The sequence below is a fragment of the Chryseobacterium sp. genome, assembly GCF_022869225.1.
GTDB lineage: Bacteria > Bacteroidota > Bacteroidia > Flavobacteriales > Weeksellaceae > Chryseobacterium.
In genome coordinates, this window is record NZ_JALIHL010000001.1 from 1502421 (window position 1) to 1516612 (window position 14192).

General features: G+C 39.5%; 15 protein-coding genes and 1 pseudogene. 7 read left to right on the forward strand and 9 right to left on the reverse strand.

Annotation, left to right across the window (positions count from 1 at the left end; genetic code table 11):
- The first annotated feature begins 161 nt into the window (after positions 1-161).
- From MUW56_RS07010 to MUW56_RS07025, 4 genes and pseudogenes are all read left to right on the forward strand, one after another.
- Positions 162-676 (forward strand): annotated as a pseudogene (locus MUW56_RS07010) (TlpA family protein disulfide reductase).
- A gap of 85 nt (positions 677-761) precedes the next feature.
- Positions 762-1214, forward strand: a complete 453-nt coding sequence (locus tag MUW56_RS07015) for a GNAT family N-acetyltransferase (protein WP_292012527.1) — start codon at positions 762-764, stop codon at positions 1212-1214.
- A 182-nt stretch (positions 1215-1396) separates the two neighbouring features.
- On the forward strand, positions 1397-2494 hold the full coding sequence (gene dinB, locus MUW56_RS07020) for a DNA polymerase IV (protein ID WP_292012528.1): 1098 nt from the start codon (positions 1397-1399) through the stop codon (positions 2492-2494).
- A gap of 44 nt (positions 2495-2538) precedes the next feature.
- On the forward strand, positions 2539-4011 hold the full coding sequence (locus MUW56_RS07025) for an alpha-amylase (RefSeq protein WP_292012529.1): 1473 nt from the start codon (positions 2539-2541) through the stop codon (positions 4009-4011).
- 99 nt (positions 4012-4110) lie between these two features.
- On the opposite strand, the gene MUW56_RS07030 is transcribed toward MUW56_RS07025, so the two are convergent.
- From MUW56_RS07030 to MUW56_RS07040, 3 genes are all read right to left on the reverse strand, one after another.
- Entirely contained in the window at positions 4111-4278 is a 168-nt protein-coding gene (locus tag MUW56_RS07030) for a hypothetical protein (protein WP_292012530.1), read from the reverse strand.
- A gap of 158 nt (positions 4279-4436) precedes the next feature.
- A complete protein-coding gene (locus MUW56_RS07035) occupies positions 4437-5777 on the reverse strand; it encodes a carboxylesterase family protein (protein WP_292012531.1) in 1341 nt (446 codons plus the stop codon).
- Between the two features lie 83 nt (positions 5778-5860).
- On the reverse strand, positions 5861-6763 hold the full coding sequence (locus MUW56_RS07040; RefSeq protein WP_292012532.1) for an AraC family transcriptional regulator: 903 nt from the start codon (positions 6761-6763) through the stop codon (positions 5861-5863).
- A 131-nt stretch (positions 6764-6894) separates the two neighbouring features.
- On the opposite strand from MUW56_RS07040, the gene MUW56_RS07045 reads away from it, so the two are divergent.
- Positions 6895-7299 (forward strand): cupin domain-containing protein, encoded by a 405-nt coding sequence (locus MUW56_RS07045; RefSeq protein WP_292012533.1) that lies wholly within the window; start codon positions 6895-6897, stop codon positions 7297-7299.
- A 32-nt stretch (positions 7300-7331) separates the two neighbouring features.
- Positions 7332-8384 (forward strand): NAD(P)-dependent alcohol dehydrogenase, encoded by a 1053-nt coding sequence (locus tag MUW56_RS07050; RefSeq protein ID WP_292012534.1) that lies wholly within the window; start codon positions 7332-7334, stop codon positions 8382-8384.
- A 195-nt stretch (positions 8385-8579) separates the two neighbouring features.
- On the opposite strand, the gene MUW56_RS07055 is transcribed toward MUW56_RS07050, so the two are convergent.
- Positions 8580-8951 carry a helix-turn-helix domain-containing protein gene (locus MUW56_RS07055; protein WP_292012535.1) on the reverse strand — a complete coding sequence of 124 codons (372 nt, stop codon included), beginning with the start codon at positions 8949-8951 and terminating at the stop codon, positions 8580-8582.
- 81 nt (positions 8952-9032) lie between these two features.
- Here MUW56_RS07055 and MUW56_RS07060 point away from each other — a divergent pair, with 81 nt between their 5' ends.
- Complete coding sequence (locus tag MUW56_RS07060) at positions 9033-9911, forward strand: NAD(P)H-binding protein (RefSeq protein ID WP_292012536.1); 879 nt, start codon at positions 9033-9035, stop codon at positions 9909-9911.
- A 110-nt stretch (positions 9912-10021) separates the two neighbouring features.
- On the opposite strand, the gene MUW56_RS07065 is transcribed toward MUW56_RS07060, so the two are convergent.
- The 5 genes from MUW56_RS07065 to MUW56_RS07085 form a co-directional block, all read right to left on the reverse strand.
- Positions 10022-11305, reverse strand: coding sequence for an ectonucleotide pyrophosphatase/phosphodiesterase (locus tag MUW56_RS07065; RefSeq protein WP_292012537.1), 1284 nt, complete (start codon positions 11303-11305; stop codon positions 10022-10024).
- 92 nt (positions 11306-11397) lie between these two features.
- A complete protein-coding gene (locus MUW56_RS07070; RefSeq protein WP_292012538.1) occupies positions 11398-12246 on the reverse strand; it encodes a GNAT family N-acetyltransferase in 849 nt (282 codons plus the stop codon).
- A gap of 27 nt (positions 12247-12273) precedes the next feature.
- Positions 12274-12669 (reverse strand): cytidine deaminase, encoded by a 396-nt coding sequence (locus tag MUW56_RS07075; protein ID WP_292012539.1) that lies wholly within the window; start codon positions 12667-12669, stop codon positions 12274-12276.
- Positions 12670-12695: 26 nt separating this feature from the next.
- Complete coding sequence (locus MUW56_RS07080) at positions 12696-13295, reverse strand: GrpB family protein (protein WP_292012540.1); 600 nt, start codon at positions 13293-13295, stop codon at positions 12696-12698.
- A gap of 147 nt (positions 13296-13442) precedes the next feature.
- Positions 13443-14192 (reverse strand): T9SS type A sorting domain-containing protein, encoded by a 750-nt coding sequence (locus tag MUW56_RS07085; RefSeq protein WP_292012541.1) that lies wholly within the window; start codon positions 14190-14192, stop codon positions 13443-13445.

Genomic DNA, 14192 nt, shown 5'->3' on the forward strand with positions numbered 1-14192 from the left:
TGAAGACGTAACATTCCCTTCCTCCGGAGGGGTGGCAATTGAAAATTTGACGGGGTGGTTTTTCATAGAATCTGTCAATATTATAAATTTTTCCTAATTCATCATAAATCAATCTCAGATTGCCGTTCATTGTTTAGATTTGTATAAATGAAATTGTCGAAATGAAAAAGTTGTTATTAATTTTTATGATAGGTATTTTTGGATTAAGCGGTGCCCAGAAGATCCCTGCGGTTCTTAAAACAGGTTTTTCCAAAGAAGCCCTGAAGCAGAAACTGGAAGATGAAGAAGGAAATAGTATTACAATCCAGCAGATCCTTGACCAGCACAAAGGAAAAGTCTTAGTGATTGACTTTTGGGCAGGATGGTGCAGAGACTGTCTGCAGGCACTTCCAAAAGCCGAAATATTAGAAAAAAAAATCCGAATGTAGATTTTGTATTCTTATCATTGGAAAGATCAAAAGAAGGGTTTGATAAAAGCCTGGCAAGATTCGATATGAAAGATAAGGATAATTACTGGTTTGCATCAGGATGGAAAAATGATTTCAACAACTATATTGATCTCAACTGGATTCCAAGATATATGATTATCGACCAGAAGTCCTCTATTGCAAAATACTATGCGATCTCTCCGGAAGATCCGGAAATACAACAGACGATAGACCAGCTTTTAAAATAATTTACCTTTAACTATACAATACTTTTCACATGTAAGCTCAATATTAAAAACTTACATGTGAAGAAATATTTTCCAATTTACTACCATGATCACAAGAGAAGCTACAGAACAGGATTTAAAGATCCTTTTAGAATTTGAACAGGGGGTTGTTACTGCTGAAAGACCTTTCAACACTACCCTTATTGAAGGAGAGATCCATTATTATGATTTAAAATATCTTATACAGTCTCCGGACGCAACTGTAATTGTTGCCGAAGAAAATAACGAGATCATTGCATCAGGATATGCCCTGATCAAAAAAGCAGAGAAGGATTATTACCGGTTTAAAGAGTATGCCTATTTAGGTTTTATGTATGTAAAGCCTGAACACAGAGGAAAAGGAATTAATAAAGTGATCACCGATGAACTTATTTCCTGGTCAAAATCAAGAGGAATGAGTGAAGTAAGACTGGATGTATATGCTCAGAATGAATCTGCCATAAAAGCTTACGAAAAAGCAGGTTTTGAACCCCACCTTCTCACCATGAGATTGAAATAGAAAAAGGCTGGAAGCAGGAAGATGGAAGTAGTTTTAGTACAATAAATAATCAGTTAGTCTTTAACTAACTTTCAATAAATGAATCATCCATTTCTATATCGTTCTCATTAACTTCCCTCTCCCAGCTTCATACATCTCTATAAAAAATTCATCGTAAATAAAGGAATCCATATCTTTGTGATATGGATTTTCTGGTACCCCTTCGTAAAATTATTCATGTGGATATGGATGCATTCTATGCTTCTGTGGAACAGCATGATAATCCTACCCTGAAAGGCAAAGCTATTGCTGTAGGGGGGCAGCATCGGGGCGTTGTTGCCGCTGCCAGCTATGAAGCCAGAAAGTATGGTGTCCGCTCTGCAATGCCCAGCAAGACCGCAAAAGAAAAATGCCCTCATCTTATTTTTGTCCCTCCCCGTTTTGCCCGCTATAAGGAAATCTCAAAAAAAATACGTGAAATTTTCTACGAATATACTGATCTGGTAGAGCCATTATCTCTGGATGAAGCCTATTTAGATGTCACAGAAAATAAAAAAGGGATGGATTCCGCCAATCTGATTGCCAAAGAAATTCGTAAGAAAATATTTGAAGAAACCGGGCTCACTGCTTCTGCAGGAATCTCTGTCAATAAATTTCTGGCAAAAGTAGCTTCCGATATCAATAAGCCTAACGGACAAAAAACGATTCATCCGGATAAAGTGGAAAGTTTCCTGGAAGCGCTGCCTGTGGAAAAATTTTATGGAGTTGGCAAAGTTACGGCTAACAAAATGTTTAGTTTAGGAATTTATAAAGGAAAAGATTTAAAGAAAAGATCACTGGAGGAATTGGTAGGGCTTTTTGGAAAATCAGGGAAACATTATTACAATGTGGTACGTGGTATTCATACTTCGGAAGTAAAACCTCACCGGATTCAGAAAAGTGTTGCCGTGGAAAGAACTTTCTTTGAAGATCTTTTTGATGAACAGCAGATCAATGAAAAACTGGAAAGTCTGGGACAGGAGCTTCACCAGCGCCTGCAGAAAAATAATATTCTTGGAAGAACATTAACATTAAAAATAAAATATAAAGATTTTTCTCTTTTTACAAGAAGTATTACAAGAGAAGAGTATTTTACTTCCCCGGAACAATATCTTGACACCGGAAAAAAACTCTGGGACCTTCGGCCTTATGATAAAGCGGTTCGTTTACTTGGGCTGTCTCTTTCTCAACTCAATACCGAAGAAAAGAAACAGATTTCAGTTCAACTAAAAATCCCGTTTGAAGAATTTGAGAACCGGTAGGTCATATTTTTTTACTATCTTGTATCCACCAAATCTTCAAATGTATGAACCTAACAATGTTTCAGTTTTTCCACTGGTATTCTGAAGGGGGTGGAAAGTTGTGGAAAGAAGCCGAAAAGCAGGCTCAATATTTAAGCCAATTAGGGATCACTTCTGTATGGTTTCCTCCTGCTTACAAAGGCACGAATGGAGGCTACTCTATCGGCTATGACGCTTATGACCTTTATGATCTCGGAGAATTTGATCAAAAGGGAACTATTCCCACCAAATATGGAACCAAAGACGGCTATATAAAAGCGATTAAAGCATTAAAAAAGCAAAATATAGAGGTCATTGTGGATATTGTCCTCGGCCATAAAGCCGGTGGTGATGAGCTTGAAAAATTCAAAGCGGTAAAGGTAGATGAAAACAACAGGGAAAAAGTGATTTCCGATGTCATCGAAATTGAATCTTATACCAAATTCACATTTCCCGGAAGAGGAAAAAAATATTCCGATTTTGAATGGAATTTTACATGCTTCAGCGGAGTAGATTATGCTGAAGGAATGGAATCTCATATCTATAAAATACAGTCTGAATATGGAAATGACTGGGAAGAAATGATAGATGACGAGAAAGGCAATTATGATTACCTGATGTATAATGATATTGAACATCGTAATCCTTTTGTACGGGAAGAGCTTAATCACTGGGCAAAATGGTATTTTGACCAGACTGACTTTGACGGTGTGAGGCTGGATGCTTTAAAACATATTTCTTTTGACTTTTATAAAGAATGGATCACGCTGCTCCGCTCCAATTCTAAAAAAAACATTTTTGCTGTAGGAGAATACTGGGCTCCGGGATATCTTCATCTGCTTCAAAAATATATTGAAGTAACGGAAGGATGTATGAGTCTTTTCGACAGCTCCTTACAGAACAATTTTCATAATGCCTCCAGGGAAGGAGCATCTTACGATCTTCGGAGAATTTTTGATGAAACGCTTACCCAGGCTGATCCGCTACACGCTGTAAGTCTAGTTGCCAATCATGACACTCAGCCTCTTCAGGATCTGGAAGCACCTGTAGAGCCTTGGTTTAAACCTATTGCCTATGCCCTGATCCTGCTGCGGAAAGACGGCTATCCATGTGTTTTTTATCCGGATCTGTATGGAGCCCACTACATTGATAAAGATCGTGAGGGTAATGATCAGGAGATATTTATGCCAAAAATAGACGGAATAGAAGAGCTCCTCAAAGCCAGAAAAGATTATGCTTATGGTGATCAACGCGATTATTTTGAAGATGCCAACTGCCTGGGATGGGTACGTGACGGGGATGACCGGCACGCAGGATGCGCTGTTGTATTAAGTAACAAAGATGCGTACAACAAACCTATGGAAGTGGGAAAAAAACATGCCGGGAAAAAGTTTAAAGACCTGTTGAAAAGGTTTAACAATAAAGTCATCATTGATGAAAACGGATGGGGAGACTTTCCGGTTCCGGCAGGAAACGTAAGTGTATGGGTTTCTGAATAAACTAAATAGATATCAATAAAAAGGCATACATGATCAGATCATTGTTCTCTGGTCGTGTATGCCTTATACAGTTTATGTTAACAGAATAATTTACAGCTTCTAACACTGAATACCCCGACAATTCCTGAAATCAATAGCCCATTCACAACAGTAGTTATCCTCGTTGTATGCACAACATACCCTGTCCCGGATGATAATTCCTCCTTTCAGATTTTTAAGTTCGTGTCTCTCAATTTTTCTTGCATTTAAAGAAAGTTTTGTTTTCATGATTATGATTATTTTAAGATTTAGCAAGCTAAATATACATAAAATATCACATATGATTGAATAATCACAGCAAAAACAACAGATAATCCATCAAATTTTTACCGAATAAGACCATAACTTTTTATACAATACGCCTGTAAAATTCGTATACCTCTCCATTAAAGCACCTTTTTAAGCGCTAAAATTTCCGGCCTCTCTGAGCGGTCAGCAATATTTCCGGTGCGTGCAAATTCTGCCCAGAGTGCTCTGAGTTTTTTCCCATTTTCCTGAATATCCTTCCATGGAATATCTTTTAACAATCCGGAAGATTTCCAGGCGGATTCGTTTCCGAAAATAAGGGGAAGGTCAATGCAGTGCGGTGCTCCTATAGAATTATTTTGCCATCCGGAATGAATTCTGAACAAGTAAATATTTCCTCCCGCCTTTGCATAGTTTTCTGCAAATATCCTGGCCGGTGTTCCATAAATAAATTCCGTTGTTTTTTTGACCGTCTTATTCATAATTCTCAGCCCTATTCCCTTTCCAAAATATTTATGCAAAGCTTCAGAAGTCTTGAGATAAAATGCTGTTTCATCATTATTCAGCCCGATCAACACATCATATTTGTGAGCATTTGTCTTCCATTGCTCTACGGCCTCTTCTTCTTTGCATACAGGAGAAAATCCATACTGAACTCCAAAAGGCATTGCTGCTTTCAAGCCGTATTTTATCGCAGAGGGCATCAATTTTCCGTATTCATCCATCATCTTCAATACATCAACCTCATCTTTCAGCGCTTCAGTTTTCCTCAGAAATTCTGCAGACATTTTCTGCCTTTTATGACGCAGTCCCAAAGGTGCGCTCTGAATGATCACCCGCTGAAACAAATCATCCACGCCTTCTGAAATCATCAGATGGGCAATAGCATCGCCTCCTGAAGACTGCCCCAAAAGCGTAATGTTCCCAGCATCCCCTCCAAAATCAGCAATATGGGTCTTTATCCATTGTAAGGCTTCAATCATATCGAACAGTCCGAGGTTCGCAGGTCTTTTTTCATCTCCTCCCAAAAACCCAAAAAGACCTAAACGATAAGAAACCGTAACGACAATAATATGCTGCTCTTTCACCCACTCAGCGGGATCGGAAGTAGGCAGATCGCCACATCCTATTTCATGGGAGCCGCCATGGATCCATACAACAACAGGAAGTTTCTCGTTTTCAGATCTGTTTTCCGGGCGTGTTACTGAAAGATATTGCGTAGATTCGTCAGGTTCAAAACGTTCAACAGGGGCAGCTCCAATCATCTTTTCTACAAGCGGGCTTAATGCCTGCGGACAAACCGGAGTCTTATCAGGAAAAATAATCTCTGAAGAAGCAGACTGTACCGGGACAGGTTTCTGATATCTTTCGGAACGGGCATAACGAATGCTTTTGGCCCTGATAACACCTTCTTCTCTCCAACCCCTGATTCTCCCGAAGCGGGTTTCAAAAATATAAGTTCCTTTCTGCTGTGATTTCATTTTAAAACTGAAAAATTTTCTATTTTAAAGTTAAGAAAATAAAAAATTTACCGGATATTATTTAACGGCAAAAGGGTTTAGAACTAATTCAGGATTTTATATTCGCTAGGGGAAATTCCTACTTTCGTTTTGAATAATCTTGTAAAATGCTGTGGATATTTAAAACCCAGATCATAGGAGATCTCACTGATCGATTTTTCCTGATCCAGGATCTGTTCTTTAGCTACGTCAATGAGTTTATTGTGGATAAGTTCCTGAGGTGAAATTCCCAGCTCTTTTTTGATCAGATCTCCAAAATAATTGGCTGATAAGTTCAGTTTTTCTGCAAAGTAATTTACCATGGGAAATCCTATATTTCTAGGGTTATCAGATTTTAAATATTCATCTACCAGCTCTTCAAACTTCCCGATCACTCCCAGATTGATGTGATCCCTTGTAATAAACTGACGGTCGTAGAAACGCATACAGTAATTTAAAAACAATTCAATATTGTTGACCACCAAAGATTTGCTGTGCTTATCAATCGGCTGCTCAAGTTCTAACCTGATATTTTTAAAACACTCCAGCACAATTTCTCTTTCTTTCTCGGAAAGGTGTAATGCTTCATGTACATCATAAGAAAAAAAAGTATAGTCTTTGATATGTTTTCCCAAATTGGTCCCTTTAATTAAGTCCGGGTGAAATAACAGGGCATAGCCTGCCGGCTGAATAGGGTTTCCATCATTCCTGACTCCGCTCACCTGTCCGGGAGCGATAAAAACCAGCGTTCCTTCCTGATAGTCATAGCTGTTTTTTCCGTAGTGCATATCACCACAGACCACATCCTTCAGAAAAACAGTATAAAATGTATAAGTTCTTCTATAACTGCATATAGGAGCAGATTTTGAAAAATCAACTACATTCACCAGCGGATGCAGGGTTTCATGGTTGACCATTTTATTGTAATCTGAAATACTATTTACTTTTTCAACATCCTGATTTTCCATTGAATATGTTTTAAATCTTATTCAAAATTACTACTTTCCCGAATAATGAAAAGAACCTCTGTAAAATTGGTAAGTAATTCGGTAATCTGTATAAGCAGGGTCTGGCTGAAAGTTTCGACTTTTGTACCGTTATGGAAACTTTTACTACAAACATTTTTCCGAAAGGAGAAAAGGCACCTTCTGAATATTTTTCCGGAGGAACAGCATGGGTATCTCTTTTAAAACCCAATGAAGATGAACTGAACTGCCAGATCGGAAATGTCACTTTTGAACCCGGATGCAGAAATAACTGGCATTCTCACGGAGGTGGACAAATCTTAATCGTTACTGCAGGAAAAGGTTTTTATCAGGAAAAAGGAAAACCGGCACAGGCATTACATCCGGGAGATATAGTTAATATTCTTCCTCACGTAATTCACTGGCATGGAGCCGCTCCTGACAGTGAATTCACTCATATTGCCATCAATACCAATACCCAAAACGGAGTTGTAGAATGGAGGGAACGGGTAACGGATGAGGAATATCACAATTTATAAACTGAACTCATTAACTTAAATTAAATAATCGAATGAACACATTTACAGTAAAAGCGTATGGAGCAGAGTCTACCACAGCAGACCTGAAAGAAATGAATATTGAAAGAAGAGAAATCACGCCTAAGGATGTAGAGATCGAAATTCTATACTGCGGAGTATGTCACTCTGATCTTCATACGGCCAGAAACGACTGGGGAGGAACCATCTACCCTGCAGTTCCGGGCCATGAAATTGTAGGAAGAATTACAAAAATAGGAAGCGAGGTTTCTAAATTTAAAGTGGGTGACCTCGCAGGAGTGGGATGTATTGTAGATTCTTGCGGTCATTGTGAAAGCTGCCAGCATGATCTGGAGCAATATTGCCTGAATGGATTTACCGGAACTTACAACGGTCATGACCAACATTTGGGAGGCCATACTTTCGGGGGATATTCACAGAAAGTGGTGGTAGATTCTCATCATGTTTTAAAAGTACCTGAAAACCTTGATCTGGCAGCAGTAGCCCCTTTATTGTGTGCCGGAATTACAACATGGTCTCCTCTAAGACACTGGAATGTAGGACCCAATTCTAAGGTAGCTGTAGTGGGGTTAGGCGGTCTTGGACATATGGCGATCAAACTGGCTAAAGGATTAGGAGCTGAAGTTACTTTATTCTCAAGAACACCGGGAAAAACCGAAGATGCGAAGCAGCTAGGGGCTGATCACGTGATTATCTCTACAGATGAAGAGCAAATGAAGTCTGTAAAAGGAAAATTTGACGTTATTATTGATACGGTACCTTATGTACACGATGTAAACCCTTATGTGGCAACTTTAAATATCAACGGAACCCATGTTCTTGTTGGATATCTGGGAGGGTTGGAACCTATTTTAAACACTGTTCCTATGATTATGGGAAGAAAATCAGTGGCCGGATCTGTTATTGGTGGTATTGCGGAAACTCAGGAATTGCTTGATTTCTGCGGTGAGCACAATATTGTTTCAGAAATTGAACTGATCAGGATGCAGGAAATTAACGAGGCCTATGAAAGGATGCTGAAAAGTGATGTGAGATACCGTTTCGTCATCGATATGCAGTCTTTGTAATATATTGGGTTTCCGATCAGATATTGTTAGTATACAAAGGCTCTTCGAAATGAAGGGCCTTTTGCTGATCCTATTTTTAGGTTTCGGCTAAAGCCAATGGAATATTATATTCATCAAAACGGGTTAAGGCCCGTTCCTGCTGATGTTTCATTTTATTACAGGTTTCTTCCCACTGTACTTTGTGCATTACAGATTTTACGCTTCTCCCCGTTTATATTTTCCATCCATATCCTGAAATGCCCATTCTGCCATAGCGTCAATCACAGAGCCCAGCCCATTGCCAGCCTCACTTAATTTGTAGGTCACATGGGGCGGAATGACAGGTCTTGCTGTTCTGATGATCAGCCCGTCTGCTTCCAGTTGTTTGAGGTGCTGGATCAGCATCTTCTCCGTTACTGCGGGAATAGCTTTTTTCAATTCGCTGTATCTCTTCTCTCCTGTGGAAAGGTTAAACAGAATAATAGGTTTCCAGAAACCTCCGATCCTTTCCATCACATACATTACAGGACAATCCTGTACTGTTTTTTTATTTTCCTGAATGGTTGAATTTTCTTTGATGGCTGTCATAGCTACATACTTTAGGGTAAGTACTTGTATAAAAGTAAGTACAAATATAACTTTGTATTCAGAAATAAAAAAATATTTATTATGAAAATTACAATCACAGGATCACTAGGAAATGTAGCAAAACCTTTAACCCAACAATTGGTAGGGGAAGGGCATACCGTTACGGTCATCAGCAGCAATGAGTCGAGAAGACAGGATATTGAATCTCTGGGAGCCATACCTGCCATCGGATCTATCACAGACGTCAATTTCTTAACAGAAGCATTTACTGGCGCTGATGCTGTTTTTGTTATGACTCCGCCTGCCATCAGTGAAAACAACATTGTTGAAAACACAATCAATGCAGGAAAAAACTATGCTGAAGCGCTAAAAACAACCAAGGTAAAACGTGCCGTAATGCTTAGCAGTGTAGGAGCTGAATCCCCGGTAGAAAATGGGCCGATCAAAGGACTTCATCATATTGAAAAGCTATACCATGAGGTAGAAAATACTGCATTCACTTTCTTAAGAGCCGGATATTTTTACACTAATTTTTTTAACGATATCCCATTAATTCAAAATGCGGGAATCATTGGGGGCAACTATCCCGAAAACACAGAAATTCCGCTGGTACATCCTGCTGACATTGCCAAAGCTGCCGCTGAAGAGCTTGTTAAAAATGAAAACAGCAATACTATCCGATATATAGTAGGAGACAACCGAAAAGCATCGGATTTTGCCAAGGTTTTAGGAGCTTCAATAGCGAAACCCGAGCTACCTTGGGTTGAGTTTTCCGATGAAGATTCACTCAACGGAATGTTACAGGCAGGCCTTCCAAAGGATATGGCGGAATTGTATACTGAAATGGGAAGAGGAATGAGAACGGGTGTGGTACAAAAAGACTTTATTGAACATGGTGCTTCTGTTACCGGAAATATTAAGCTGGAAGATTTTGCCAAGGAATTTGCCAGGGGATTTTAAGATGATTGCTTTCCTGGAGATATCAGAATCCATGAGACTTTAAAGATTTAACAAAACAGTTTCGGCGCACCTTTGGTGCGCCGAAACTGTTTGTTACAAACTAATTAGCATTAATTTTTATCTTTCAGGATTCCCTTCAATACTTTCAGTTTTCCATCCACCGGCTGATCCATCTTTAATCCTAAAACTTCTGCCACCAAAGGATAAACATTCACGTTAGCAAACTCATTGATCACCTGGTTATTTTTGAATTCAGGTCCCCAAGCATAAAAGGTTGCTTTCATTTCAGGGACAACCCTAGGGTTGTAGCCATGTTTTCCTACGGATGTCTTTTTCCCTTTTTCGAGGAATATTTTAGGTGCTTTTGGAATCAGAAGAATCTGACCTATTCTGTTATATCGGTCATCTTTTGTCGCAAAATGCAGATATTTAGGGAGTTTTTTATCCAAATAAACCTCATAGTCATCCGTTTTATTGGTTTTTAATTCTTTATAAACCGGTTTTACCTCATCCGGATTTTTAACATAGACTCTCAAAAGTGTCTGTGAATTATAAAAATCAAATCTGTTTTTATCAAAAAGGACGGCCGGGATCTCCAAGGGTGCACCACCGTCTACTTTGATCATTCCGTGGTCGGAAACAAAAATAAAGTTCACATTTTTTAAGCCTAAGCTGTTTACTTTCTGAACCAAATCACCAACTGCCTGGTCAATCAGGTGGACAGCATTTTCAGTTTCTTTGGTGTCGGGTCCAAAATGATGTCCGCTTCCATCCACTTCCGGGAAGTATAATGAAATAAAGTGAGGTCTTTTATCTTCGGGTAATTTTAGCCAATTGACCACTTTTTCCACTTTTTCGGAGGGTGTAAATTTTTCATGGTAGGGATAATAATACGTAGGTCTCATTCCTCCGGCATCACTTGCGGATCCTACCCACATTAGAGAGGCAGATACCATTCCCTGTTTTTCTGCCAGCCCCCAAAGTGGAGTCCCTCCGTACCAGCTTCCGTCTTCTGCATTTTTCTTATTGCTCATGGCATAGGTTTCCTTTCTCTTGTAATCGTAGAAAAAATTGTCAATTAAGCCGTGATGCGAAGGATAAAGTCCGGTGATCAGGCTCCAGTGGTTGGGAAAGGTAATGCTGGGATAACTTGGAATCATAGCCTCAGCTTTTACCCCTTCATTGGAAAGTTTCAAAAGGTTTGCGGCATTATACTTTTTAGCATAGTCATAGCGGAAACCGTCTGTTGAGATCATGATCACATAAGGTTTCGACCGGGCTTCCGTACTGTTCTGCCGGCCTGGGATCACTACCTGGGCCGTGTCAACAGGTACCTGCTGTGCAAAAACCGTAAAGGAAATAAGCAGCAGTAAAAAATGTATTCCTCGCTTCATTATATAAAATTTTGGCAAAGTTACATTCTATCCTGTTTCCTGAAAAGCCTGGAAGATTAAAAGTATATTAAAACAGCTTTTTGATTATAATTTCACAGCTGTTCCGGAATCCGTTTCATTTCAAATTGTGATACCCAGTTTTTAAGACCTATCTTTTTCTCAAGGAATATACTGGCAGCTTCTGAGGCGTTATCTACGTTATTAAAAGATACAGGCTGGCCGTTGTTTCTTGCTCCGATGGCTCCCAAAAGCATAGTTCCGATTCCTTGTTGTCTGTAATTTTTATCAACGGCAATCTGGTATATCTTTCTTAAAGCAGGGTTATACACTGTATATCCTACAAGCTTTCCTTTTTCATAAGCACCCAACACTGTACAGTCTTTCTGCATTTGATCCAGTATAAATACAGATCCCTGCCATGAAGGCTCTATATCCCAGAAAGAACGGAATGTCTCCCATTGGAATTCTTCAAGCTCTTGTATAACGACATCAGGATTTCCTTGTGCAGGATTGATATTTCCATGGAAACAAAGCAGTTTTCTGACCACAGTAAATCCTAAGTTTTCATAGGCTCTGATTGCCGGTTCATTTCCTTCAATCACCTCAAGGATCAAAATATCAGTTTTTCTTTCTTTTCCTAAAACAAAGTCGTACATTTTTCTGACCAGTCCTTTTCCTCTGCTTTCGGGAATCACTCCCGTACCGGCATTGTAAAGCATCCTCTGCCCGTTCTCCTCTTTTTCCGCGATAAGAATAAACCCTACCAGCTGCCCGCCCTCAAAAGCTCCGGCAGAAAGGTTCAGATCGATTCTTTCAAAATTGATTTTTGAAACAAGCTGCTCTTTGGTCAGATGAAAAGGAACAATATAGTCGGAGAATGAAAGGTTAAATGTGAATAAAATATCCTCTATACTGCTATGGGCTAAGTTTTTAAATTCCATTGATGTTTTGATGATAAAATGAGATGGTTACCATTCCCTGTCAAGATCTTCTTTCCAGTCGTAAGGCATCAGCTCTTTTAAGGTGACAAATACTCCGTTTTTAACTTCTACTACCGCATTGAGATTTTCTTTCGACAGCTGGCTCATCAATTCTCTGCAGCGCCCGCATGGAGGCACCGCATTCCCATCATTTCCAACGGCCACTACTGCTTTGATATACCGTTCCCCGTTTTTCAGCATTTCAGCTACAGCGCTGTGTTCTGCACAAAATCCCATAGAACAGGCGGTATCAATACTGATCCCGGTATACACATTTCCGGCTGCCGTTTCAATAGCTGCCGCCACCCCTCCATATTCTATAAAATCATTCAGCGTTTTGGATGTTGCAAAACGGCTTGCTATTTCTTTTAAATCTTTCCTCATTAGACAAAATAGTAAGAATTCACCTTTTATTTTTTGTTCGCCAGATACCATTGAACAGCTTTACGCTCTTCTCTTTTTATAAACGGATCTTTTCCCTGATTATAGTCATTCCCGTCATGCCATTCCTCCCGGCTCAAATGTTCTTTTAATTGTTGATATTCATTTCTTACGTCAGGATGCATCCTCAGATAATCCCGGAAAGCGATATGACGGAGCCAGTGTTCTGAGGACGTAGGAATCACGTAAATATGAGCGATCCGAAGAGCATGATCATGAAGTTTCTCCGGAATAGAATCTCCAGCATAAATAATTTCCGGAAATCCTAAATTTTGAGGCTGATCGACAAGCTTACTAAAAAACCGGCGATATGGCATATCTTCGTTATACTTTTCGTAATACACATAATCCAGCCCTTTCAGTAAAGGGGGAACCTTATCCAGATCTTTTTCATGCGGTATACCCACCATAATATCTATAATCGGTTTTGCAGACAGCCCTTCCACTGATGTACTGCCGATATGCTCAATTTCCGGATTCAAAAAACCAATATGTTCTTCCCATTCATTTTTAATGGTTTCAAACTGTTTTTTCCACAAAGGATTATATTTTTCAAAACTGATTTTCATTGCATATCAGGTTATACACAAATATATAAAAATTCAGTCAATCCCCTGTAGTTAAGAACTTCCAGATGTATTACCCATAATAAAAAACAATACTGCCCCTGAAAATCAGAGGCAGGATCTAAAATATTGATATGTGTTTTTTAATGATTATTCTTTAATCAATTTTTCATAAGACTTACTTCCGTCATTCAATGTTATTTCAAAATAATAAATTCCAGATTTCAGATCTTCAACATCTATGGTTTCCCGGTCCGGTTTTACGGATTTCACTTTTCTTCCTGCCGCATCGTAAATATCAATGAACTTTATACGGTCAAAGTTTTTAATGCTGACCGTTGATTGGGCCGGATTAGGATAAAGACTTATTTTTTTGTTTTCTGCTGCAGCTTCATTGGTAGATAAAGTGCTGTTTGTCATGGTAAGGGTCGCATATCCTCTTCCTGCGTCATGGTACCCTAAAGATGTTCCTCCGCTTTTGCGTGAATAAAAGATATCGATCGTTCCGGCAGCATTGGGAACAGCAAAATCTCCCGCGCCTCCCGAAAGAGATCTGGTTGCCACAACGGTTCTTGTGCTTCCGCTTACGGTATTGGAGGTTTCAGTCCAGTCCTGAGAGGAATCAGCAGTAGGTGTATTGGGAACCCCACTGAATGAATAATCTCTGCTGGCAGAGGCATTGTAGATAAAACCGTCTGCTCCTGCTGCCATGCCTGTACTTCCGAAACCGATTCCCATCATAGAATTGCTGTCGCCTGTTATCGTGATGGTCACTCCTGCCGGGGTGGTATCCAATTTTACCGTCATGGATGTAACCGGCAGATTGACGGTCCCCGAGGTAAACTGAGCCCATGCAAAATTAGCAAGGACGAGGCTAAGTGTTAGTAAAACTTTTTTCAT

Bases quoted from the DNA above. Each gene is read 5' to 3' on its own strand.
- MUW56_RS07015 (WP_292012527.1), top strand. From the start codon at position 762: ATGATCACAAGAGAAGCTACAGAACAGGATTTAAAGATCCTTTTAGAA.
- dinB (WP_292012528.1), top strand. From the start codon at position 1,397: ATGGATTTTCTGGTACCCCTTCGTAAAATTATTCATGTGGATATGGAT.
- MUW56_RS07025 (WP_292012529.1), top strand. From the start codon at position 2,539: ATGAACCTAACAATGTTTCAGTTTTTCCACTGGTATTCTGAAGGGGGT.
- MUW56_RS07030 (WP_292012530.1), bottom strand. From the start codon at position 4,278: ATGAAAACAAAACTTTCTTTAAATGCAAGAAAAATTGAGAGACACGAA.
- MUW56_RS07035 (WP_292012531.1), bottom strand. From the start codon at position 5,777: ATGAAATCACAGCAGAAAGGAACTTATATTTTTGAAACCCGCTTCGGG.
- MUW56_RS07040 (WP_292012532.1), bottom strand. From the start codon at position 6,763: ATGGAAAATCAGGATGTTGAAAAAGTAAATAGTATTTCAGATTACAAT.
- MUW56_RS07045 (WP_292012533.1), top strand. From the start codon at position 6,895: ATGGAAACTTTTACTACAAACATTTTTCCGAAAGGAGAAAAGGCACCT.
- MUW56_RS07050 (WP_292012534.1), top strand. From the start codon at position 7,332: ATGAACACATTTACAGTAAAAGCGTATGGAGCAGAGTCTACCACAGCA.
- MUW56_RS07055 (WP_292012535.1), bottom strand. From the start codon at position 8,951: ATGACAGCCATCAAAGAAAATTCAACCATTCAGGAAAATAAAAAAACA.
- MUW56_RS07060 (WP_292012536.1), top strand. From the start codon at position 9,033: ATGAAAATTACAATCACAGGATCACTAGGAAATGTAGCAAAACCTTTA.
- MUW56_RS07065 (WP_292012537.1), bottom strand. From the start codon at position 11,305: ATGAAGCGAGGAATACATTTTTTACTGCTGCTTATTTCCTTTACGGTT.
- MUW56_RS07070 (WP_292012538.1), bottom strand. From the start codon at position 12,246: ATGGAATTTAAAAACTTAGCCCATAGCAGTATAGAGGATATTTTATTC.
- MUW56_RS07075 (WP_292012539.1), bottom strand. From the start codon at position 12,669: ATGAGGAAAGATTTAAAAGAAATAGCAAGCCGTTTTGCAACATCCAAA.
- MUW56_RS07080 (WP_292012540.1), bottom strand. From the start codon at position 13,295: ATGAAAATCAGTTTTGAAAAATATAATCCTTTGTGGAAAAAACAGTTT.
- MUW56_RS07085 (WP_292012541.1), bottom strand. From the start codon at position 14,192: ATGAAAAAAGTTTTACTAACACTTAGCCTCGTCCTTGCTAATTTTGCA.